The sequence below is a fragment of the Alphaproteobacteria bacterium genome (assembly GCA_024244705.1).
In the GTDB taxonomy this organism is placed as follows: Bacteria; Pseudomonadota; Alphaproteobacteria; order JAAEOK01; family JAAEOK01; genus JAAEOK01.
In genome coordinates this window covers 82,445-101,931 of sequence record JAAEOK010000112.1, presented here as the reverse complement: position 1 = coordinate 101,931, position 19,487 = coordinate 82,445, and the positions used below count along the sequence as shown (strand labels likewise).

Genomic DNA, 19,487 nt, shown 5'->3' with positions numbered 1-19,487 from the left:
AAACGCAACCCGGTCGGGCCGGGGCCTGTTTCGCCATGACGGCGTCGACCGCCTCGACCGTATGCCGGATATGCTCCGCGGCGCTTTTCTGGTCATGGCGAAAAATGCCTCCGGCAGAATGTTTCCACATGAACACATAGTGCTCTAGTGTAGTCTTTCGTCACCCGATATGGATGCTCCAGCATGGCGACCAAGGCACAAGGCGAAGAGAAACCATCTGTTACTGACACGCTGACGCGACTAAGCGCCGATCCGAGCACTGGGTTGACCGCTTCGGAAGCCGCGGAGCGGCTTGCAAAATACGGGCCCAACGCACTTCAAGAGGTGAAGAAGAGCCTTCTCCAAACTCTCCGGCCATTCTTCTGGGCACCAATTCCCTGGATGATCGAAGCGGCCGCACTGATGGCTTTGATCGTTCAGGACTGGGGTGATTTCGTCATTATTCTGGCGTTGCTCCTGTTCAATGCCGGCCTCGGATTTTGGGAGGAACATCAGGCAACTAACGCGCTCGATGCATTGAAGAATTCTCTCGCACTCAAGGCCCGCGCGTTACGCGACGGTGATTGGGGTGAGATCGAGGCGCGCGACCTGGTTCCCGGCGATATCGTCCGCCTGCGTTTGGGCGACGTCGTCCCCGCGGACTGTCTACTTCTGCAAGGCGGCTATTTGAGCATCGACCAGGCCGCGCTAACCGGCGAATCCCTCCCGGTATCGAAATCCGTCGGGGACGACGCCTATTCGGGGTCGATTGTCAAGGAAGGTGAGATGATTGCGGTGGCTACCGCGACCGGCGGCGATACTTTTTTCGGTCGCACCGCAAAGCTCGTGCAGAAGGCCGGAACCGTTTCTCACTTCCAAAAGGCCGTGCTCCGTATCGGCGATTTTCTTATTGTCGTCGCCCTGGCGCTCGCGGTGATCCTGGTCATCGACCAACTTCTTCTTATGCGAGGCAACTTCGATCGAGACCAGTTGTTCAAGCTTGCCGAGTTCGTTCTGATCCTCCTGGTCGCTTCGGTCCCGGTCGCGATGCCCGCAGTACTTTCGGTGACAATGGCCTTGGGTGCGCAGATGCTGGCGAAGAAAAGGGCCATCGTCTCGCGCCTCGAGTCGATCGAGGAACTCGCCGGCATCGACATCCTCTGCTCCGACAAAACCGGCACGCTGACTCAAAACAAACTGACGCTCGGCGACACCCAGCCATGGGCCGACGCTCGGTCACAGGATGTGGTTCTCGCCGGCGCCCTCGCCTCGAAGAGCGAGGATGCCGATCCGATCGATCTTGCCGTCATTGGCGGGCTGGCCGATCCGGAAACGCTCAAGCAGTATACTCAGACGGATTTCGTACCTTTCGACCCTGTCAGCAAACGCACCCAAGCCTCGATCGCCAATTCGACCGGCGGGAGCTTCACCGTCACCAAGGGTGCGCCACAAGTAATCCTGGATCTCGCGAAGTTGGACAAAGACGATCGCGGCAAGATCGAATCGCATATCCAGGATCTCGCCGGCGAGGGGTATCGAACGTTGGGCGTCGCACGGTCCGAGGACAAGAAGACATGGAAGTTTCTCGGCCTACTGCCGCTCTACGATCCGCCGCGCGTCGACTCCAAAGAAACCATCTCCCGGGCTCATGACTACGGCGTCGCGGTCAAGATGGTCACGGGCGACAACGTCGCAATCGCGCGCCAAATCGCGGATCAACTCGGCATGGGCAAGAACATCGTGCCGGCAACAGATTTGTTCCCAAGCACCGCCGGCTCGGTTCAAATCCCGCCCGATGCTGCCGCGAAGGTTGCCGCAGCCGATGGCTTCGCCGAGGTCTTCCCGGAGCACAAGTTCGCGGTCGTCAAGGCGCTCCAGGAAAGCGGGCATATCACAGGCATGACCGGCGACGGCGTCAATGATGCGCCTGCCCTGAAGCAAGCTGACGTCGGCATTGCGGTCTCCGGGGCGACCGATGCGGCGCGTGCTGCCGCTGCTCTGATCCTAACCGCCCCTGGATTGTCGGTGATCATTGATGGCCTAGAGGAGGCGCGTCGAATCTTTCGCCGGATGATGAGCTATACGCTGTATCGGATCGCGATGACGATCGACATCATGTTCTTTGTCGTCCTGGCAACGGTCTACTACGATTTTTTTCCGCTCACGGCGGTCATGATCATCGCCCTCGCCCTGCTCGACGACATCCCGATCATGACCATCGCGTTCGACAACGCGGAAGTCGACCCCAAGCCGGTTCGCTGGGATATGCATCGTACGCTGGTGGTTTCGACCATCCTTGGCCTACTCGCGGTCGTTCAAAGCTTTGGGCTGCTCTATGTGGGCGACAGCATTTACGGGCTCCCTCGAGATCAACTTCAGACGATGATGTTCCTCCAGCTTGTCGCCGGCGGTCACCTGATGCTGTTCCTGACTCGTACGCCACATGCCTTCTGGAAACCGCCGCATCCGAGCCCGAAGCTGTTTGCCGCCATCGTTGCAACGCAAGTCTTTGCGGTCTTCATCAGCGCTTTTGGTTGGCTCATGTCACCGGTTTCGTGGGCGCTGATCGGTTGGGTGTGGGCCTACAACATCGTGTGGATGCTGTTTCAGGACGCCGTCAAACTCGCCTTGCTCGGGATGCTGGACCGGCGGCACGCCCATCAGGCCGCATTTCTCACTACCCTCAAGCGACCACTCGATAGTCACAGCGGCCTCCACCAGGGGTGAAGTCATGAACTACTCGAAGACCTTTATCGTTCCGCCGGGAACAAAGGTTAACCTCGGCAGGATTGACCCCGATTTCAGTGAGAAGGGGGTGTCGCGCAAATCCGCCGAGCGCATGATAGAGAAGGACCGTCAACGATTGGCGGCTCTGCAGTTCCTGCTCTACGCCGAGAACAAGCGTTCCGTGCTCATCGTTCTCCAGGCGCTCGACGCCGGCGGCAAGGACGGGACGGTCAACCATGTCATCAGCGGCATGAATCCGCAGGGATGCACGGTCACCGGTTTCAAGCAGCCATCCGCCGCAGAACGTGAACACGATTTTCTTTGGCGCATTCATCCCCACGTGCCGGAAAAGGGACATATTGCGGTTTTTAATCGCTCCCACTACGAAGATGTCCTTGTCGCGCGAGTTCATGACCTCGTGCCAAAGGAGACCTGGTCGAAGCGCTACCGGACGATCAACGAATTCGAGCGGTTGCTGGCGAACAATGGCACCCATGTCCTCAAGTTCTTCCTTCACATCAGCAAGGAAGAACAGCTCGATCGATTCAAAAACCGGCTCGACGACAAATCGAAAAACTGGAAGATCAGCGAATCCGACTACACCGAGCGGGACTACTGGGACGACTACAGGGCCGCGTTCGAGGACGCGCTGTCGAAATGCTCGACCACTCATGCACCCTGGTTCGTGATCCCGGCGAATCGGAAATGGTTTCGCAATCTCGCCGTCGCCCGGATCATTTGCGACACACTCGAAGGGATTGGGATGGAGTTGCCGTCGCCGACGGTCGATCTCGCCGATATTCGGCGCAAATATCACCGTGAGGTCGCCGAAGAGGCGGCATCTTCGGGCGACTGACCGACGCCGTACTCGTCCGTGAAGAATGACTATTTAACTCAGGCAGAGCTCTATTGGCCTGCCAGGCGACGCATGTCATCAGTATTGACCCTGCCTGTATCGGAGCGACATTTTTCGAGGTCCGTCATCGCATTGAACTTCAATTGTTTCGTCAAGCTTGGCTTTGAAGGATAGGTGCATCATCGATATCGGCTGAAACGGCGGCGATGGCTCGACAAACATTTCTTTGCGAAATCGCGGCGTCGATTGATTGCACATCCAATTATAGATGGTAGGGAGAAATTGATAGCGGGTGGGGCGGTATTTGTAGACGGCGAAATTGAATGCCGCTTGTTCGGCGAGGAAAGTGGTCGATTTTGATAAGACGCGATCAAGGGTTTGCTGCCATAGTGGCCAAAAGTCGCTGGCGGCCGACATCGAGAATGCGCCGACATTGAGCGTCGGAAGAAGGCCGGTCTGACGTTCTTCTTCACCAAACACGCCCGCATAAAGACTTGGTATGAAGCCAGATTCGTTGGGCTTGTGGAAAGTGTATCTGTACGACCGATCGATCTCCGGTACGACAGCCAAGAAGTCTTGCTTGGCGGCCATCGTAAACCATTTGATCGCATCCCATGTTTGAACCCAGATATCGGCGTCCAGCCAAATTAGAGACTCATGCTCGGGGAACAGTTGGGGCAAGAACGGACGGTTGACCTGCGCTTTGAAAGTGTTGGGACATTCATCGCGTCCCGGGAAATCGATCGCCCAATCGGTTTCCACGACACCGGCGTTTTGCCCCGCGAGCCAGTCAACCTGGTCGGGAGTTAGTCCAAGGTTCATAATCTTGATCGGTGTAGTTCGCCCTTCGTTCTTTTCCCGGATCGATAGAATAAGGCCCTTCAACAATGCGAAATATCCAGAATCCGCGGCGGAAATGATGAGCGTATCGGTCATTCTCGACTGCCTTCCATGCCACAACTGTTCGGCCTTTCGATCGGCACTAGTGGTCTAGGGATGTAACCATTTCTGACATTGTCTAATGTTGGACCATTGGGCCCCCAAGAATCGAAGCAAATGTGTACAGCGGGGGTAACCGCCTGACGGGGACCGCTTTGACGTTGACGCTTTCTCGGGCGCTGTCTAGGCTTCGGTTGTCGGATGGAATTTCGACATCGAGGATAACAAGCGTCAACATGGGGGTCGTCGGGTTTCCCCAAGAAAGGAAACTTGATGGCATTATCGTTCACCCAAGGGTACGGGCGCCGCGCCCGCCAGCGGTCGGCCGATTGCAAACTCGGCCGGATGTTGGCGTTGTCCGGCATGGTGCTGGCGTTGGGCGCCTGTGGCCTATCCGTCGAACAGCGCGATGCCGTTCGACAATTCAGCCTTGCCTCCAATTCGTTCGGGACGGTCACGGCGGGAGTCGTCGAAGCGCTGCCCGCGCGAGTTGCCCAAGTCAATATGTACGACCTCGCTCTTACCCCCGATAAGGACAAGATCGACTTCGATGGTCCCTTCAATGAACGGGACGTTGCGGCTCGGGTCAAGGCGGCGAAGACGATCCAGGAATACGGCGCGCTGCTTCTCGCCCTGGTCGATGCCAACGAGGCGGCGACATTGCAGAAGGCGGGTGGCAAGTTCACCGCGTCGGTGCGCTCGCTCGACGAGAACCAGGTGCTCAGCGACGACCAACTCGATTCCATCGGTAAGATCATTGTCGGCATTGGTGGTTTGTGGATCGATCGTCAGGCGGCGGAGGCGCTGAAACAAATCGTGCCGGCCACCGATCCTCAGATCGCCAAGCTTGGGGACTTATTCGCGGGCGAGTTCAATAAGGACGGCCCGGTACCCGAATATATGGATGCGCGCGCGTTTCAGCTCGAGAAGAACGCAGGCAAAGCCCTTGAGGGCAAGGTCCAGCCAGGTGATCGCTTCGTCGGCTCGGAAGCGCTGCGTCTGGCGGGCACGACGATCCGCGAAACCAATACGGTGTATCCGCCGATCGCCGATGCGGCGATGGATATGGTCGCGGCCCACGGCAAAATGGTTACCGCCCTACAGACCGGCGACGTTTCCTTCGCCAGTATAAGGGCGTTCGCCAAACGGGTAGAGGATTTGGCGGCGGCGGCGGCCGTCTTCGCAGGATCTTAGGAAGCGGAGGGCGATATGGCGTCACGCAGAGAATTGATCAATCAACTTCGTGCGGAATACCAAGCCGAAACCGACCCCGATCGCCGTCAGCAGATCGAAGTGGTCTATGACCAGGCGTTGGAGGCTTCGGAAAAGTTGGCGGCCCATCAGATCGGCGCGAACACGGTTGAATATGAGGCGGCAATTGCGGAGCTGGAAACGTCTGTAGAGGAACTGAAGAAGGCGCGGCAGGATCTGGCGGACTTCGCCGAGACGATCAACAAAGTCGCAACCGCCGTCGACATGTTGGCGAAGGTGGCGAAAAAGGTGGCCGGCGGAATCTGATCTGGTCGCCGACAGAAAATGGCGGGCACGAAGTGATTCAGCGATCGTTTCTTACATCGCCCGCCGCGCGCAGCCGTTCCGCGACGTCGGCTGCGGCATAAGTCAATACTGCGTCGGCGCCGGCGCGCTTGAAAGCGATCAGGCTCTCCATCACCACGCGTTCGCCGTCGAGCCAGCCATTGTCGGCCGCAGCCCGCAGCATCGCGTATTCGCCGCTGACCTGGTAGGCAAGGGTTGGAACCGCGAAGGTGTCCTTGATGCGGCGAATGATGTCGAGATAGGGCATGCCCGGTTTGACCATGACCATATCCGCTCCCTCCGCGAGGTCGAGGGCGATTTCGCGCAATGCTTCATCTCCGTTGGCCGGGTCCATTTGGTAGGTGCGTTTGTCGCCGCCGCCAAGATTTAACGTCGAGCCGACCGCATCGCGAAACGGTCCGTAGAAGGCGGACGCGTATTTGGCTGAATAGGCAAGGATGCGGACGGCCTCGTACCCGTTTTCGTCCAGCGCCTTCCTGATCGCGCCGACGCGTCCGTCCATCATGTCCGACGGCGCGATGACGGTGCATCCAGCAGCGGCCTGAACAAGCGATTGCCGGCACAGAACCTCGACCGTCTCATCGTTGACGACATAGTCTCCTCGGATCAGTCCATCGTGACCGTGGCTGGTGAACGGGTCGAGGGCGGCATCACAAATAATGCCGAGATCGAGCCCGCGCTCGGCAATGGCGCGAACCGCGCGACAGACCAAATTGTTCGGGTCGCAAGCCTCTTCTCCGTCGGGGCTCTTTAGTTCGGGATCGATAACCGGGAAAACGGCAATCGCGGGTATGCCGAGCGCGGCGGCGTGCTCGGCGGCCTTAACCGCCCGGGCGATAGACAGCCGGGCGACGCCGGGCATTGACGCCACCGGAACTTCGTCCTCGGACCCATCGTGTACGAAAAGCGGCCAAATCAGATCGCTGACGGACAACCTGTTCTCGGCCACCAGACGACGGGTCCAGGCGTCACGGCGATTGCGCCGCAGACGAACCTGAGGATATTGCCCATGGGTCGCCGCGTGCGACGGTATCGCCGCCGGTCGTAGGAAGGGCTCGACTTTTGATCCGCTCTTTGCCATTGCCTCGATCCATAACAATTGGCGCAACTCGATACTAAGGCGCCAGCCGGCTCCAGACAATGGTGGCGGGCGATTGACAGCCGGTGCGGCGCGGCTATGATCCGCACGCCAGCCACGCCGACCGGGCTATAAATTCATGGACTTCACGCTATCAGAAGAGCAACGCGCCTTCCAGGATTTGGCGCGCAATTTCGCTGTAAACGAGATGGCGCCGCATGCCGCGACGTGGGACGAGGAGAAGGTATTTCCGGTCGATGCTCTGCGGGCGGCCGCCGATATCGGCTTTGGCGGCATCTATGTCGGCGATGATGTCGGCGGAGCGGGGCTCGGCCGCCTAGATGCCGCGATTATCTTCGAGGAGTTGTCCGCCGGATGCACTTCGACGGCCGCCTATATCTCGATCCACAATATGGCGTGCTGGATGATCGATGGATTCGGCAATATCGACCAGCGCCGGCAATGGCTGCCGAAACTTACTTCGATGGAGCATTTTGCCAGCTATTGCTTGACCGAACCGGGCGCCGGTTCCGATGCCGGGTCCTTGCGCACACGGGCTGAACGCGACGGCAACCATTATGTGTTGAACGGGACCAAGGCCTTTATTTCGGGCGGCTCGACCAGCGATGTCTACGTTGTCATGTGTCGGACCGGCGGCGATGGACCGGGCGGCGTTTCCACGATCGTTATAGAAAAGGACACGCCGGGCCTTAGCTTCGGAAAGCAGGAAAAGAAGATGGGCTGGAATAGTCAGCCCACCGCGGCGGTGATATTGGAGGATTGCCGAGTCCCGATTACCAATCGCGTCGGCGAAGAAGGCGACGGCTTCAAGATCGCGATGGCCGGCCTCGACGGCGGACGGATCAATATTGCCGCGTGCTCGATAGGGGCGGCGCGGGCGTGCCTGGAGGCGGCCCGCCAACATATGGGCGAGCGGCAGCAGTTCGGCCACAAACTCGCCGATTTCCAAGCCCTCCAATTCCGCCTCGCCGATATGGCGACCGAGCTCGATGCGGCGCGCTTGATGGTCCATCGCGCGGCGCAGTCGCTGGACGACAAGGATTCGAATGCCACCTTGCATTGTGCGATGGCCAAGCGGTTGGCGACCGATATCGGTTTCCGAGTGTGCAACGAGGCCCTCCAGTTGCACGGTGGCTATGGCTATATGCGCGAATATCCGATTGAGCGTTTCGTACGCGACACGCGTGTTCACCAGATACTCGAGGGCACCAACGAAATCATGCGATTGATCATTGCCCGCAAGATTTTGCAGGGATAGCGCGATGGCCCAACCGACCGGCGATGAACCAGAAATCTTGTTCGACCGGGACGACGGGCTCGGGGTAATCCGCCTCAATCGCCCGCGAGCGCTGAACGCGCTGACCGCATCGATGATCGAAGCCATGGCCGACACGTTGGCGAATTGGGCCACGGATCCGGACATCGGCGCGGTCGCGATCCTGGGGGCCGGGGACCGGGCGTTTTGCGCGGGTGGAGACGTACGTGCGCTCTATGACGCGCGTAACGATGGGACGAGCACCTATCGCGCCGACTTCTATCGCGATGAGTATCGCCTCAATCGTCAAATATACCGCTTTCCCAAGCCCTATATCGCTCTGATGGACGGCATCACGATGGGCGGCGGAGTCGGTGTCTCGGTCCACGGCAGTCACCGAGTAGTGACAGAGCGCACCTTGTTCGCCATGCCCGAAACCGGAATTGGTTTGTTCCCCGATGTCGGCGGTGGCGATTTCCTGCCGCAATGTCCCGGTGCGATTGGCATGTATCTCGGACTGGCCGGCGCGCGCCTCAACGCGGCGGATTGCTTATACGCGGGCATCGCGTCGCACTACATTCCATGGTCCGAACTCGAACGCTTGATCGACGCGCTCGGGCCGACGGGCGACGACAAGGGCGTCGACGAGGTTCTTGATGCCATGGCCGAGGATCCGGGACCTTCGACACTGGCGGAACAACGTGCGGATATCGATCGTTTCTTCGGCCTCGGTTCGGTGGCCGATATTATCTCTGCACTGGCGGCGGACGCGGGCGATTGGGCGGCAAAAACGTTGGTCGTCTTGGGGCGTAAATCGCCGATGAGCCTGCGTGTCGCCTTTCGACAGCTTCGCGAGGGCGCGGCGATGGAATTTGAGGACGTGATGGTCATGGAATACCGCCTCAGCCAACGGTGCATGGCCGATCACGATTTTTTCGAGGGTGTGCGGGCGGTCATCATCGATAAGGACAACGCTCCGCAGTGGCGGCATGCCTCCGCTGACGATGTTACTGACGATGAACTTGACGCCTATTTTGCACCGCTTGGCGCCGACGATTTGACTTTTGACTAAGCGCCGCGCCGGCGCGAGGAGGAACGCAATGACGACAATCGGCTTTATCGGCCTCGGCAATATGGGCGGGCCGATGGCCGCCAATCTGTTGACGGCGGGCCATGACGTGAAGGGGTTCGATCTTGCCGCGGACACCGTGGAGACGTTCACCGGCCTCGGCGGCACCGGCGCCGGCAGCATCGCCGATGCGGCGAGTGAGGTCGATGTAGTCGTAACGATGTTGCCGGCCGGCAAGCACGTCCGGTCCGTCTATTGTGGCGCGGACGGCGTGCTGCAGGCCGCCACAGCCGGGACGCTTTTGATCGATTGCTCGACAATCGACGTTGCCGCTGCGCGCGAGACCAATGCCGATGCCGAGAAAGCTGGGTTCGCAATGCTGGATGCGCCAGTCTCGGGCGGTGTCGGCGGTGCTTCTGCGGGGACCCTGACATTCATGGTTGGCGGCAGTGACGAGGCCTTCGAGATGGCACGGCCACTTTTCGAGATCATGGGCAAGACAGTGGTTCATTGTGGCGGCGCCGGCAATGGCCAGGCCGCAAAGATCTGCAACAACATGGTTCTTGGCGTGTCGATGATCGCGGTCTGCGAGGCATTCGCGCTGGCCGATCGGCTCGGCCTCGACCGACAGAAATTGTTCGACGTCAGCTCGACATCGTCGGGCCAGTGCTGGTCTCTGACGACCTATTGTCCGGTCCCGGGGCCGGTGCCGACTTCGCCTGCTAATCGTGATTACGAAGCCGGATTCACGGCCGATATGATGCTCAAGGATTTGCGGTTGGCGCAGGATGCGGCGCAAAGCGAGGGAGCCGCGACACCGCTCGGCCGTCATGCCCGCGATCTGTATGAAGAGTTTTCCGGCAGTGGCGAAAGGGGCACCGATTTCTCGGGCATTTTCAAGATGCTTCAGGGTGATCCCGGAGATTAAATGAAATTTAAATCTATTCGCGCTAACACGGTCTCCTACCTAGCCGAATCCAAGCGAGGACGTTCAGTGAGACCGGTTTACCTGGAAACAGTTGCGTTGATCGAGCGACTCTACCGGCATTTTCTGGATGTCGTGAAGGAAGAACTCGACCGTCTCGGGGTTGACGACATCAACAGCGTCCAATGTCTAATTCTCTATAACATTGGCGATGACGAATTGACGGTCGGCGAGTTGACGCAGCGCGGCTGCTACATGGGCACCAATGTCACATACAACATGAAGAAGATGATCGAGGCCGGGTATGTCACCCAGCAGCGCTCACCGCGCGATCGCCGCTCGGTCCGGGTGCGCCTCTCCGATGACGGCATGGATCTTTGCCGACGCTTGGCCGAGGTCTTCGATCGTCATAGTGTCCGTCTCGCGAGAGAAATGACCGAGCAGGAGTTGACGGAAGTCAACGCACGGCTGCACTGTCTCGAGGATTTCTGGTCCGATGTCGGATCGCACACCGCCGCACCGGTTCGCCGTTCCCGCACCGCCGCATAGGTCTCGCGCCTGGAAATACGGACAAGTCCGATCGCCGTCAGTGACCGGCGATATCCCGGCGATCATGTACGATGTCTGTGAGAATCGTTCCCATCTTTGACAGCGCTTTGCTTTCGATCTGACGAATCCGTTCCTTGCTTACACCGAAAGACTCGCCGATCTCTGCCAGGGTAGCCTTCTTGTCGGAGAGAAATCGCTGTTGGATGATTTCCTGCTCCCGCGGCGACAATTTGTCGAGCGCCTGATCGATCCATTTGCGCTGGGCCTGGCTTTGCTCGTGATCCAGAGCAATATCCTCCGGCGACGGGCCATCGGCAGTGAAAAAGTCCTGCAAGGTCGCGCCGTCATCCTCTCCGATCGGCGTGTTCAGCGATTGGTCGGGCCGTGATAGATGGGCCTCCATTTTCTCGACGTCGGTGACGTTGACGCCAAGTTCTTCGGCGAGCGCCTCACGATCGGTCGACGTAAACCCGTCCTGAGAAGCCTGCATCTTCGCGCGCGCGCGGCGCAGATTGAAGAATAGCCGGCGCTGGGTCGGCGTCGTCGCGACTCGAACAACGGAGGAATTGCGTAGAATGTAGTTTTGAATTGCCGCCACGATCCACCACGTCGCGTAGGTCGAAAAACGTACCAGGCGTTCAGGGTCGAACCGGTCGGCGGCATCGAGCAAACCAGAATTTCCTTCCTGAATCAGGTCATCGATCGGAAGTCCGCTGCCGCGAAAGCGCCAAGCGATCCTCACCACCAGACGGCCATGGCTAACCACGAGTTCATCCAGCGCCTTTTCATCGCCTTCCTCACGCCACCGCCGAGACAGGTCATACTCGTGCTCCCGCTCAAGTAGCGGCGCCTTCATCAAGGTGGAAATGAAACGCTGATTGCCGCGATCGGAGGAAGTCGATTTGGAAGCCATTGATTTTTTCACCCATTCGCTTCATTTCATCTGCGGACTGCTGGTGTGACCGCACGATTTAGTTTCGAGTCGCTACTATAACGGCACTCACGCGGGAACGCAAGAATAATATCGAGTCGCTAATATATTTAATGGCGTGCCATGGATTTCTCTGAGGGTAAGTGTTACGGGAGCTGCGTCGCAGAGCTGATTGATCGTATCAGCCGTACGACTCGGCAGCTCGAATTCGATGTCGGGCTAAATCCAGCGCAGTGGGAGGCATTGCGATTTCTCAGCCGCGCCAACCGGATTTCCCGGACCCCGGGCGGGCTGGCCCAGTTTCTGAACACGACACGGGGGACGGCGTCGCAGACGTTGATCGCCTTGGCATCCAAAGGCTACGTCCATAAGGTGCCTTGCGATACCGATCGACGGGTCACGTGTTTGGAATTGACGGACTCTGGCGAAGAGTTGTTGAAGGCCGATCCTCTTAAGAGAATCAACGAGTTGACGGCGGATCTTCCGAACAATCTCGAATCGTCGTTGGTCGACGGGCTCAACCGGTTGCTTGGCCGCCTCAATGCGAAACAAGGCTGCAAACAATTCGGAGTGTGCCGCACCTGTAGTTATTTGGAACGCGATCTCGATATCGTACCCGATGCCCCGCATCGCTGCGGCCTCACTGGCGATCCCTTGCGTCAGACGGATACCGCGCTCATCTGCGTCAATCACAAATCGCCCGAAAACGTCGCCGTCGAACGACACTGACGATCGTTTCCGGTATCACCGATTCGTTGGCGCAATTTTACTTGCCGCCTATAGGCGGCTGCGCTATGTCTCGCCGCTGACACAATAACGGGCCGGGCGCGTCAAAATTCCGTGCGCCACGGGAACCCGGCAAAGAACAGGGTGTGGAGAGCGTTCAGTGAGGCCTGCCAAACGCGGACAAAGTCGCGCTTACCGAACGAATAATTGGTTTTGGCATCCGCTCCCTATGGGGAGGCCGAGCGGCACCTTCCCACCGCCGTACGGCAGCATAGCGGCGTAGGTCCAAAGGGGCGCATGGAGTATTTCCTGCAGCAACTTATCAATGGCGTCACCCTGGGCATGATCTATGGGTTGATCGCCATCGGCTACACGATGGTCTACGGGATCATCGGAATGATCAATTTCGCGCACGGCGAGATCTACATGATCGGCGCCTTCTGCTCGATCATCATGTTCCTTCTGATCGGTATCGATGCTTGGTTGCCGTTGGCGCTGATCATCGTATTGCTGTTCTCGATGCTGTTTGCGTCGATTTACGGTTGGTCCTTGGAACGGGTGGCCTACCGGCCCCTGCGCGGGTCTCCGCGGTTGGCTGCCCTGATCTCCGCCATCGGTATGTCGATTTTTTTCCAGAATTACGTGCAGTTGTTGCAGGGCGCGCGGAACAAGCCGTTGCCGCCGGTATTCTCGGGCGGCTTCGCGATCGTTGAATCCGACACCGGGTTTGTCGTTCAGATGAGCTATTTGCAGGTCTTCATTATCGTGCTGACGGTTTGCCTGATGATCGCGTTCTCTTTGATGATCGCGCGATCGCCCTTGGGCAGGGCACAGCGGGCCTGCGAACAGGATCGCGGCATGGCGGCGCTGGTCGGCGTCAATGTCGACCGCACGATATCGTTGACCTTCGTCATGGGCGCCGGCTTGGCCGCGGTCGCCGGCATGATGGCTGTTCTCTATTGGGGCGTGATCGACTTCTTTATCGGGTTCCTGGCCGGCCTCAAGGCGTTCACGGCCGCGGTCCTCGGCGGTATCGGCTCGCTGCCGGGCGCCATGCTCGGGGGTCTGTTGATCGGTCTGATCGAAACGTTCTGGTCGGGCTATTTCACCGTCGAGTACAAAGACGTCGCTGCATTTGGTGTGCTGGTGCTGATTCTGATCTTCCGGCCGACCGGACTACTTGGCAAACCCGAGATGGAGAAGGTTTGAGCCATGGCCGAACTCGCTCTGCCCGGTCATCGGCGCTTTGATTCCGCGGCGGCGTTGAAGGAAGCGGGTCTCACCGCGTTTGTCATCTGCGCGTTGGCGTTTCCGCTCGTCGGCTTCCATATCAAGGACGTGCCCGGCGGCATGGAATTGGCCACCCGATTTGTCGATGTCCTCACGGCAGGCGTGTTCGGATTTCTCGGTCGATTGGCATTGATCGGCCTCCGCGAAAACCGCCCCTTCATGGTCCTCGTCGGCAGCGCCGTGGTTGCCGCGTATTTGGTCCTCATACTGCTATCCAAGTATTTCCTGGACCCGGAAGTGGCTGCCGGCTTGGCCAAGCTTCGACCCTTCAACGATCCAATCGTGGCGTGGATGATCGTCGTCGTCGCGGTAATATTCGCGATCCGCGCCTTATCGCGGCTAAACGACCGGCGCGGCGACAGCGAAAACATGGAAGAACGGCTCGATCATATCGGCGCCGCGGTTCAGCATTATGCGAAATACATTGGTCCGCTGATTTTTCTATTTGCCTTGGCGCTGCCATTCATGCCCTTCGCCGATCGCAGGGTGGTCGACATCGGCACGCTTGTGATGACTTACGTCATGTTGGGCTGGGGCCTGAATATCGTTGTTGGCCTCGCCGGTCTCCTCGATCTCGGGTATGTGGCGTTTTATGCCGTCGGCGCCTATAGCTTCGCGTTGCTGGCCCAGTATTTTGACTTTAATTTTTGGATATGCTTACCGCTGGCCGGTTTCTTTGCCGCGAGCTTCGGCGTTTTGTTGGGTTTTCCCGTCCTTCGGCTGCGTGGCGATTATCTGGCAATCGTGACGTTAGGATTCGGCGAAATCGTTCGCATCATTTTGCTCAATTGGTATGAATTCACCAACGGTCCGGATGGCATCTCCGGTATCCCGCGCCCGTCTCTTTTCGGTCTTACGTTTTCAAAAAAGGCGGCCGAGGGCGACGTCACATTCCACGAGTTTTTTGGCCTCACCTACAGCCCCATAGACCGGGTCATCTATCTCTATTACATCATCATCGCACTGGCGATGGTGGTGAATCTGTTTACCATCCGTATTCGCAGGCTGCCGATCGGTCGCGCTTGGGAGGCGCTTCGGGAAGACGAGATCGCATGCCGGTCCCTGGGCATCAATCCAACCAACACCAAGCTCACCGCGTTTGGCATCGGCGCCATGTTCGGCGGCTTTGCCGGTTCTTTCTTCGCCACGCGGCAGGGATTTATCAGCCCGGAAAGCTTCACGTTTATCGAATCGGCCGTGATCCTCGCGATCGTTGTGCTGGGCGGGATGGGTAGTCAATTGGGAGTCGTCGTTGCCGCCGTCGTATTGATCGGCATGCCGGAATTGTTTCGCGAGCTGCAGCAATATCGCATGTTGGCGTTTGGTGGTGGAATGGTGCTGATTATGCTGTGGCGACCAAGCGGATTGCTCGCCCACCGCGAACCCACGCTGCGACTTCATGGGCATGGGTCGCCCGGCGGTGGAGGCGGCCCGTGAGCGTGCCGGCGGCGGAAAGTGCCGGTTTGTCCGGGGACGGCAACATCTTGCTAGATGTCGAGCACTTGACCATGCGCTTCGGCGGCTTGGTGGCGATCGACGACGTTTCGTTCCGGGCCAAGGACCGGGAAATCACCGCGATAATCGGACCGAACGGTGCCGGCAAGACGACGGTGTTCAATTGCCTGACAGGGTTCTATCGGCCAACGGTGGGGCGTCTTTCGCTTCATCATCCGCAGCATGGACGTATCCTTCTCGAACAGAGCGAGGGATTCCGCATTTCGCAAAAGGCGGGTGTGGCGAGAACGTTCCAGAACATACGCCTGTTCTCGCAGATGACGGCTCTGGAGAACCTGGTCGTCGCGCAACACAACAAGCTGATGCGGGCTTCGGGCTACACCTTGTTGGGCCTATTTGGCCTGCCGGTGTACCGCAGCGCGGAGCACGACGCGGTCGAACTGGCGAAGTACTGGCTAGACCGCGTGCGACTGACCGACCGTGCCGACTGGAACGCCGGAAATTTACCCTATGGCGCGCAGCGACGGCTGGAGATCGCCCGTGCCATGTGTACCGAACCGGTCATGCTTTGTCTGGACGAACCGGCGGCCGGCCTGAATCCGCGGGAATCAGGCGAGCTGAACGAGCTGTTGATCTATATCCGTGATGAACATGAAATCGGCGTGCTGTTGATTGAGCACGATATGAGTGTGGTGATGGAAATCTCGGATCACATCGTTGTGCTCGATTATGGCAAGAAAATCTCCGATGGATCGCCGGAGCAAGTTCGGCATGATCCGAACGTCATTCGCGCCTATCTTGGCGAAGAAGAGGACAAGGAACTGCCCCCCGAGATCATGGCCAACATCACTCCGCCACCGCAGGATGAGGGCTAGAAGATGCTGTCCCTGTCCGGCATTCATACTTTCTACGGCAACATCGAGGCCCTTCGCGGCATCGACCTCGAGGTCAATGCCGGCGAGATCGTAACCCTGATCGGCGCCAACGGTGCTGGCAAGTCGACGACGCTGATGACGATTTGCGGAAACCCGCAAGCGCGGGAAGGCGCGGTTGTTTTCGAGGGCATAGAAATTACCCGCCGTCCGACCTTCGAAATTGTCCATATGGGCATTGCCCAGTCGCCCGAGGGACGGCGCATTTTTCCACGCATGACCGTACTCGAGAACCTCCAGATGGGCGCGCTGACCGCCGACTTGGAGCATTACGATTTCGATCTCGAGCGCGTGTTTAGCTTGTTTCCCATTCTCAGGGAGCGGCAAGGTCAGCGTGGCGGGACATTGTCGGGCGGCGAACAGCAAATGCTCGCCATCGGACGCGCCCTGATGAGCCGGCCGCGGCTTTTGCTGCTCGACGAGCCCTCGTTGGGTCTGGCGCCGCTCATCGTGAAACAAATTTTCCAGGTCATCGAAGAGGTAAACCGTGAGCAGGGCGTAACCGTGTTCCTGGTCGAGCAGAATGCCTTTCACGCGCTTCGCCTCGCCCACCGTGGCTATGTGATGGCGAATGGCAAAATCCTCATGACCGGGACCGGTAACGAATTGTTGGCCAACGACGAAGTCCGGTCGGCCTATCTCGAGGGCGGACATGCAAAAGTTTAGCTCGGGCAGGTAGCGGGATGGAAAGTCTTCTCGGCTCCTCGGTCACCGTTTTTGTCGGTCTAACGGTCATCCTGCTCGGTTTCGCCGCCTTCATGACAGGGCAGGGTCTTGCCCTGACCTGGCGGCCGATTTCGCAGGCATTTCCCTATTCGGCCCTGCTTGGTTTGGCCAATCGTTTTTTCGCCTATTCTTTGTTTGATGGCGAATTGCTTTCGATATCCGGATTCGTCGTATGTACGGCGGTGCTGACAGCGATTTGTCTGTTTGGCTACCGATTGACTCGGGTCCGCCAGATGGTGCGGCAATATCCTTGGTTGTACGTGCAATCGACGCCACTTTCATGGCGGAAGCGTGGTTGAGGGCGCGGCGATGTGTAGCGGGGACCGGTCCGTATCGGAGTCTTGCTGCGCGGTTGCTGCGTGCTACAATGACGTCAACCGCCTTAATCCTGCCTCTTGCACGGGGGCAGTCGGCTCGACCGGGTAATGTCGACCCGGTTTTTTTCCAACAGGGAGAAGTAATCCTATGGCTAGCTTTAAACTCACAATTCTTGCCGCGGCAGCGGCGACGGCTCTGGGCGCCGCGGCGGCCCAGGCCGACGTAGAAGTTGCGACCGCGGGGCCCATGACCGGTCAGTACGCGTCGTTCGGCGAGCAAATGCAGCGCGGCGCGGAAATGGCGGTCAATGACATCAATGCCGCCGGTGGCGTCAATGGCGAACAGCTTTCGTTGAGCATCGGTGACGATGCCTGCGACCCCAAGCAAGCGGTCGCGGTTGCCAACGACATGGTCGGCAAGGGCGTCGTCTTCATGGCCGGTCATTTCTGCTCCGGCTCTTCGATCCCCGCTTCGGCGGTCTATGCCGAGGAAGGCATCCTCCAGGTTTCTCCGGCCTCGACGAATCCTGCCTACACCGAGGATGCTGCCGAGAAAGGCTGGAACACGACGCTGCGCGTCTGTGGCCGTGACGACTACCAAGGCATTACCGCTGGCATGTACTTGGCCGACAAGTTCAAGGGCAAGAAAGTCGCCATCCTTCATGACAAGACCGCCTACGGCAAAGGCCTGGCCGACGAGACCAAGCTCAATCTGAACCGCAATGGTGTCAACGAGGCCATGTATGAGGCCTATACCGCCGGCGAAAAGGATTACTCGGCGCTCGTGACCAAGATGAAGGCCGCCAATATCGATGCAATCTATGTCGGCGGCTACCACACGGAGGCCGGTCTGATCATTCGGCAGGCCCATGAGCAAGGCTATAAGCCGCAGCTCGTTTCCGGCGATGCGCTGGTTACCGATGAGTACTGGAAGATTACCGGCGACGCCGGACACGGAACTCTGATGACCTTCCAGCCGGATCCGCGCGCCAAGGACGGAGCGCTCGCTGTCGTCGAACGGTTCCGGGCCGACAATTACGAGCCCGAGGGCTATACGCTCTACACCTATGCGGCGTTTCAGGTCTGGGCGGATGCCGCCACCGAGGCCGGGTCCTTTGACGCCGAAAAGATTGCCGAAGTGATGAAATCGGGTAAGACCTATGAGACCGTTATCGGTCCAATCACCTTTGACGAAAAGGGTGATGTCATGAACCCCGAATATGTCTGGTACATTTGGGAAAGCGGCAAATACAACCAGATGTAAATCGACTTATCTGGTCTAAATACGAAAGGCCCGGCGAGATTTCTCGCCGGGCCTTTTTCTATGACTTGTTGTGACGTCGAATTGGGTGCGAGAACCGGACCGTGTATTTCCGCCGCCCGTCCGACCAAACAAAAACTCGCTACTTTTTCCGGCGCCGCTTCGTCGTCCGCGGCTTCCGGCCGAGGCCAATCTTCTTGGCGAAGTTGGACCGCTGTTTGGCATAATTGGGGGCCACCATCGGATAGTCCGGGGGCAGTCCCCATTTTACCCGGTATTCCTCGGGCGTCAGGCCATAGGTAGTACGCAAGTGCCGCTTCAGCATTTTCAGCTTCTTGCCGTCCTCGAGGCAGATGACGAAGTCCGGCGTCACCGAGCGGCGGATCGGGACGGCCGGTTTCTGGCTTGATTGTCCCGTGCCATCGGACTGCCCATCCAGCGAAGCCAAGGAGCCATAGACCGATTTGATGACCTCGGGGATTTGCGTTGCGGGGACGACATTGTTGCCGAAATACGACGCGGCAACCTGCGCCGTCATTGTCAACAATTGCACACGCGCAGTGTTTTCTTCACTCATTTCTTAGCCATCCACATTCTTTTTAGTATCAGCGGCGCACTTTACACCGCCGGAGTGCAGTGTCAATAATACTTTGCGAGGTTCTTCTTTCTTACTCTATATATTCTTAGTGTATTCAAGATATTTGTGGTCCCGGTGATCTTCTGGAGATCTGCATTGGCCTGTTTGGCAAGAGAACCTAGCCCGCGCAACAAAAGACGGGGCGGCGGGAAAGATCGATATACTCGCCCTTTAAAGTTCTAATTCGGCTGATTTCTTGGGTTTTGGCTTGTCTGTCTTGGGGTCGGGCGCAGGCGATCAATACTCGTCATCTCGGG

At 58.4% G+C, this 19,487-nt stretch carries 19 protein-coding genes; 15 read left to right on the top strand and 4 right to left on the bottom strand.

The genetic code is table 11. From position 1 onward, the window contains the following. Positions 1 to 183 precede the first annotated feature (183 nt). Together GY791_20690 and GY791_20685 are read left to right on the top strand one after the other, a co-directional pair. Positions 184 to 2,706: a plasma-membrane proton-efflux P-type ATPase gene (locus GY791_20690; GenBank protein MCP4330814.1), complete on the top strand. Its 2,523-nt coding sequence runs from the start codon at positions 184 to 186 to the stop codon at positions 2,704 to 2,706. Positions 2,707 to 2,710: 4 nt separating this feature from the next. Beyond that, positions 2,711 to 3,562, top strand: coding sequence for a polyphosphate kinase 2 family protein (locus GY791_20685; GenBank protein MCP4330813.1), 852 nt, complete (start codon positions 2,711 to 2,713; stop codon positions 3,560 to 3,562). 78 nt (positions 3,563 to 3,640) lie between these two features. Here GY791_20685 and GY791_20680 read toward each other — a convergent pair whose 3' ends face one another. Further along, positions 3,641 to 4,498: a hypothetical protein gene (locus GY791_20680; GenBank protein ID MCP4330812.1), complete on the bottom strand. Its 858-nt coding sequence runs from the start codon at positions 4,496 to 4,498 to the stop codon at positions 3,641 to 3,643. 276 nt (positions 4,499 to 4,774) lie between these two features. Here GY791_20680 and GY791_20675 point away from each other — a divergent pair, with 276 nt between their 5' ends. After that, the gene (locus tag GY791_20675) at positions 4,775 to 5,695 is read left to right on the top strand and encodes a hypothetical protein (protein ID MCP4330811.1); all 921 of its coding nucleotides are present in this window, start codon (positions 4,775 to 4,777) and stop codon (positions 5,693 to 5,695) included. A 15-nt stretch (positions 5,696 to 5,710) separates the two neighbouring features. Next, a complete protein-coding gene (locus GY791_20670) occupies positions 5,711 to 6,019 on the top strand; it encodes a hypothetical protein (protein ID MCP4330810.1) in 309 nt (102 codons plus the stop codon). A 37-nt stretch (positions 6,020 to 6,056) separates the two neighbouring features. On the opposite strand, the gene hemB is transcribed toward GY791_20670, so the two are convergent. Continuing rightward, positions 6,057 to 7,139: a porphobilinogen synthase gene (gene hemB / locus GY791_20665; GenBank protein ID MCP4330809.1), complete on the bottom strand. Its 1,083-nt coding sequence runs from the start codon at positions 7,137 to 7,139 to the stop codon at positions 6,057 to 6,059. Between the two features lie 136 nt (positions 7,140 to 7,275). Between hemB and GY791_20660 the strand changes: the two genes are divergently transcribed. From GY791_20660 to GY791_20645, 4 genes are all read left to right on the top strand, one after another. After that, positions 7,276 to 8,415, top strand: a complete 1,140-nt coding sequence (locus GY791_20660; GenBank protein MCP4330808.1) for an acyl-CoA dehydrogenase — start codon at positions 7,276 to 7,278, stop codon at positions 8,413 to 8,415. Positions 8,416 to 8,419: 4 nt separating this feature from the next. Continuing rightward, positions 8,420 to 9,484 carry an enoyl-CoA hydratase/isomerase family protein gene (locus GY791_20655; GenBank protein ID MCP4330807.1) on the top strand — a complete coding sequence of 355 codons (1,065 nt, stop codon included), beginning with the start codon at positions 8,420 to 8,422 and terminating at the stop codon, positions 9,482 to 9,484. 28 nt (positions 9,485 to 9,512) lie between these two features. Continuing rightward, positions 9,513 to 10,409 (top strand): 3-hydroxyisobutyrate dehydrogenase, encoded by an 897-nt coding sequence (mmsB, locus tag GY791_20650; protein ID MCP4330806.1) that lies wholly within the window; start codon positions 9,513 to 9,515, stop codon positions 10,407 to 10,409. A 66-nt stretch (positions 10,410 to 10,475) separates the two neighbouring features. Next, the gene (locus tag GY791_20645) at positions 10,476 to 10,955 is read left to right on the top strand and encodes a winged helix DNA-binding protein (protein ID MCP4330805.1); all 480 of its coding nucleotides are present in this window, start codon (positions 10,476 to 10,478) and stop codon (positions 10,953 to 10,955) included. A 37-nt stretch (positions 10,956 to 10,992) separates the two neighbouring features. Here GY791_20645 and GY791_20640 read toward each other — a convergent pair whose 3' ends face one another. Next, positions 10,993 to 11,868: an RNA polymerase factor sigma-32 gene (locus GY791_20640; protein MCP4330804.1), complete on the bottom strand. Its 876-nt coding sequence runs from the start codon at positions 11,866 to 11,868 to the stop codon at positions 10,993 to 10,995. Between the two features lie 141 nt (positions 11,869 to 12,009). Between GY791_20640 and GY791_20635 the strand changes: the two genes are divergently transcribed. The 7 genes from GY791_20635 (at position 12,010) to GY791_20605 (ending at position 18,596) form a co-directional block, all read left to right on the top strand. Continuing rightward, a complete protein-coding gene (locus GY791_20635) occupies positions 12,010 to 12,615 on the top strand; it encodes a MarR family transcriptional regulator (protein ID MCP4330803.1) in 606 nt (201 codons plus the stop codon). Positions 12,616 to 12,909: 294 nt separating this feature from the next. Then, entirely contained in the window at positions 12,910 to 13,821 is a 912-nt protein-coding gene (locus GY791_20630) for a branched-chain amino acid ABC transporter permease LivH (protein ID MCP4330802.1), read from the top strand. Positions 13,822 to 13,824: 3 nt separating this feature from the next. Further along, positions 13,825 to 15,339, top strand: a complete 1,515-nt coding sequence (livM, locus tag GY791_20625; GenBank protein ID MCP4330801.1) for a high-affinity branched-chain amino acid ABC transporter permease LivM — start codon at positions 13,825 to 13,827, stop codon at positions 15,337 to 15,339. Positions 15,340 to 15,410: 71 nt separating this feature from the next. Then, positions 15,411 to 16,232: an ATP-binding cassette domain-containing protein gene (locus tag GY791_20620; GenBank protein ID MCP4330800.1), complete on the top strand. Its 822-nt coding sequence runs from the start codon at positions 15,411 to 15,413 to the stop codon at positions 16,230 to 16,232. 3 nt (positions 16,233 to 16,235) lie between these two features. Next, a complete protein-coding gene (locus GY791_20615) occupies positions 16,236 to 16,955 on the top strand; it encodes an ABC transporter ATP-binding protein (GenBank protein ID MCP4330799.1) in 720 nt (239 codons plus the stop codon). A gap of 17 nt (positions 16,956 to 16,972) precedes the next feature. Continuing rightward, positions 16,973 to 17,314: a hypothetical protein gene (locus GY791_20610; protein ID MCP4330798.1), complete on the top strand. Its 342-nt coding sequence runs from the start codon at positions 16,973 to 16,975 to the stop codon at positions 17,312 to 17,314. 166 nt (positions 17,315 to 17,480) lie between these two features. Then, positions 17,481 to 18,596: a branched-chain amino acid ABC transporter substrate-binding protein gene (locus GY791_20605; GenBank protein MCP4330797.1), complete on the top strand. Its 1,116-nt coding sequence runs from the start codon at positions 17,481 to 17,483 to the stop codon at positions 18,594 to 18,596. Between the two features lie 139 nt (positions 18,597 to 18,735). On the opposite strand, the gene GY791_20600 is transcribed toward GY791_20605, so the two are convergent. Beyond that, positions 18,736 to 19,170 carry a MucR family transcriptional regulator gene (locus GY791_20600; protein MCP4330796.1) on the bottom strand — a complete coding sequence of 145 codons (435 nt, stop codon included), beginning with the start codon at positions 19,168 to 19,170 and terminating at the stop codon, positions 18,736 to 18,738. Positions 19,171 to 19,487 lie beyond the last annotated feature (317 nt).

Coding starts and splice junctions, on each gene's coding strand:
- GY791_20690 (MCP4330814.1), top strand. CDS start 184: ATGGCGACCAAGGCACAAGGCGAAGAGAAACCATCTGTTACTGACACG.
- GY791_20685 (MCP4330813.1), top strand. CDS start 2,711: ATGAACTACTCGAAGACCTTTATCGTTCCGCCGGGAACAAAGGTTAAC.
- GY791_20680 (MCP4330812.1), bottom strand. CDS start 4,498: ATGACCGATACGCTCATCATTTCCGCCGCGGATTCTGGATATTTCGCA.
- GY791_20675 (MCP4330811.1), top strand. CDS start 4,775: ATGGCATTATCGTTCACCCAAGGGTACGGGCGCCGCGCCCGCCAGCGG.
- GY791_20670 (MCP4330810.1), top strand. CDS start 5,711: ATGGCGTCACGCAGAGAATTGATCAATCAACTTCGTGCGGAATACCAA.
- hemB (MCP4330809.1), bottom strand. CDS start 7,139: ATGGCAAAGAGCGGATCAAAAGTCGAGCCCTTCCTACGACCGGCGGCG.
- GY791_20660 (MCP4330808.1), top strand. CDS start 7,276: ATGGACTTCACGCTATCAGAAGAGCAACGCGCCTTCCAGGATTTGGCG.
- GY791_20655 (MCP4330807.1), top strand. CDS start 8,420: ATGGCCCAACCGACCGGCGATGAACCAGAAATCTTGTTCGACCGGGAC.
- mmsB (MCP4330806.1), top strand. CDS start 9,513: ATGACGACAATCGGCTTTATCGGCCTCGGCAATATGGGCGGGCCGATG.
- GY791_20640 (MCP4330804.1), bottom strand. CDS start 11,868: ATGGCTTCCAAATCGACTTCCTCCGATCGCGGCAATCAGCGTTTCATT.
- GY791_20635 (MCP4330803.1), top strand. CDS start 12,010: ATGGATTTCTCTGAGGGTAAGTGTTACGGGAGCTGCGTCGCAGAGCTG.
- GY791_20630 (MCP4330802.1), top strand. CDS start 12,910: ATGGAGTATTTCCTGCAGCAACTTATCAATGGCGTCACCCTGGGCATG.
- livM (MCP4330801.1), top strand. CDS start 13,825: ATGGCCGAACTCGCTCTGCCCGGTCATCGGCGCTTTGATTCCGCGGCG.
- GY791_20620 (MCP4330800.1), top strand. CDS start 15,411: ATGCGCTTCGGCGGCTTGGTGGCGATCGACGACGTTTCGTTCCGGGCC.
- GY791_20615 (MCP4330799.1), top strand. CDS start 16,236: ATGCTGTCCCTGTCCGGCATTCATACTTTCTACGGCAACATCGAGGCC.
- GY791_20610 (MCP4330798.1), top strand. CDS start 16,973: ATGGAAAGTCTTCTCGGCTCCTCGGTCACCGTTTTTGTCGGTCTAACG.
- GY791_20605 (MCP4330797.1), top strand. CDS start 17,481: ATGGCTAGCTTTAAACTCACAATTCTTGCCGCGGCAGCGGCGACGGCT.
- GY791_20600 (MCP4330796.1), bottom strand. CDS start 19,170: ATGAGTGAAGAAAACACTGCGCGTGTGCAATTGTTGACAATGACGGCG.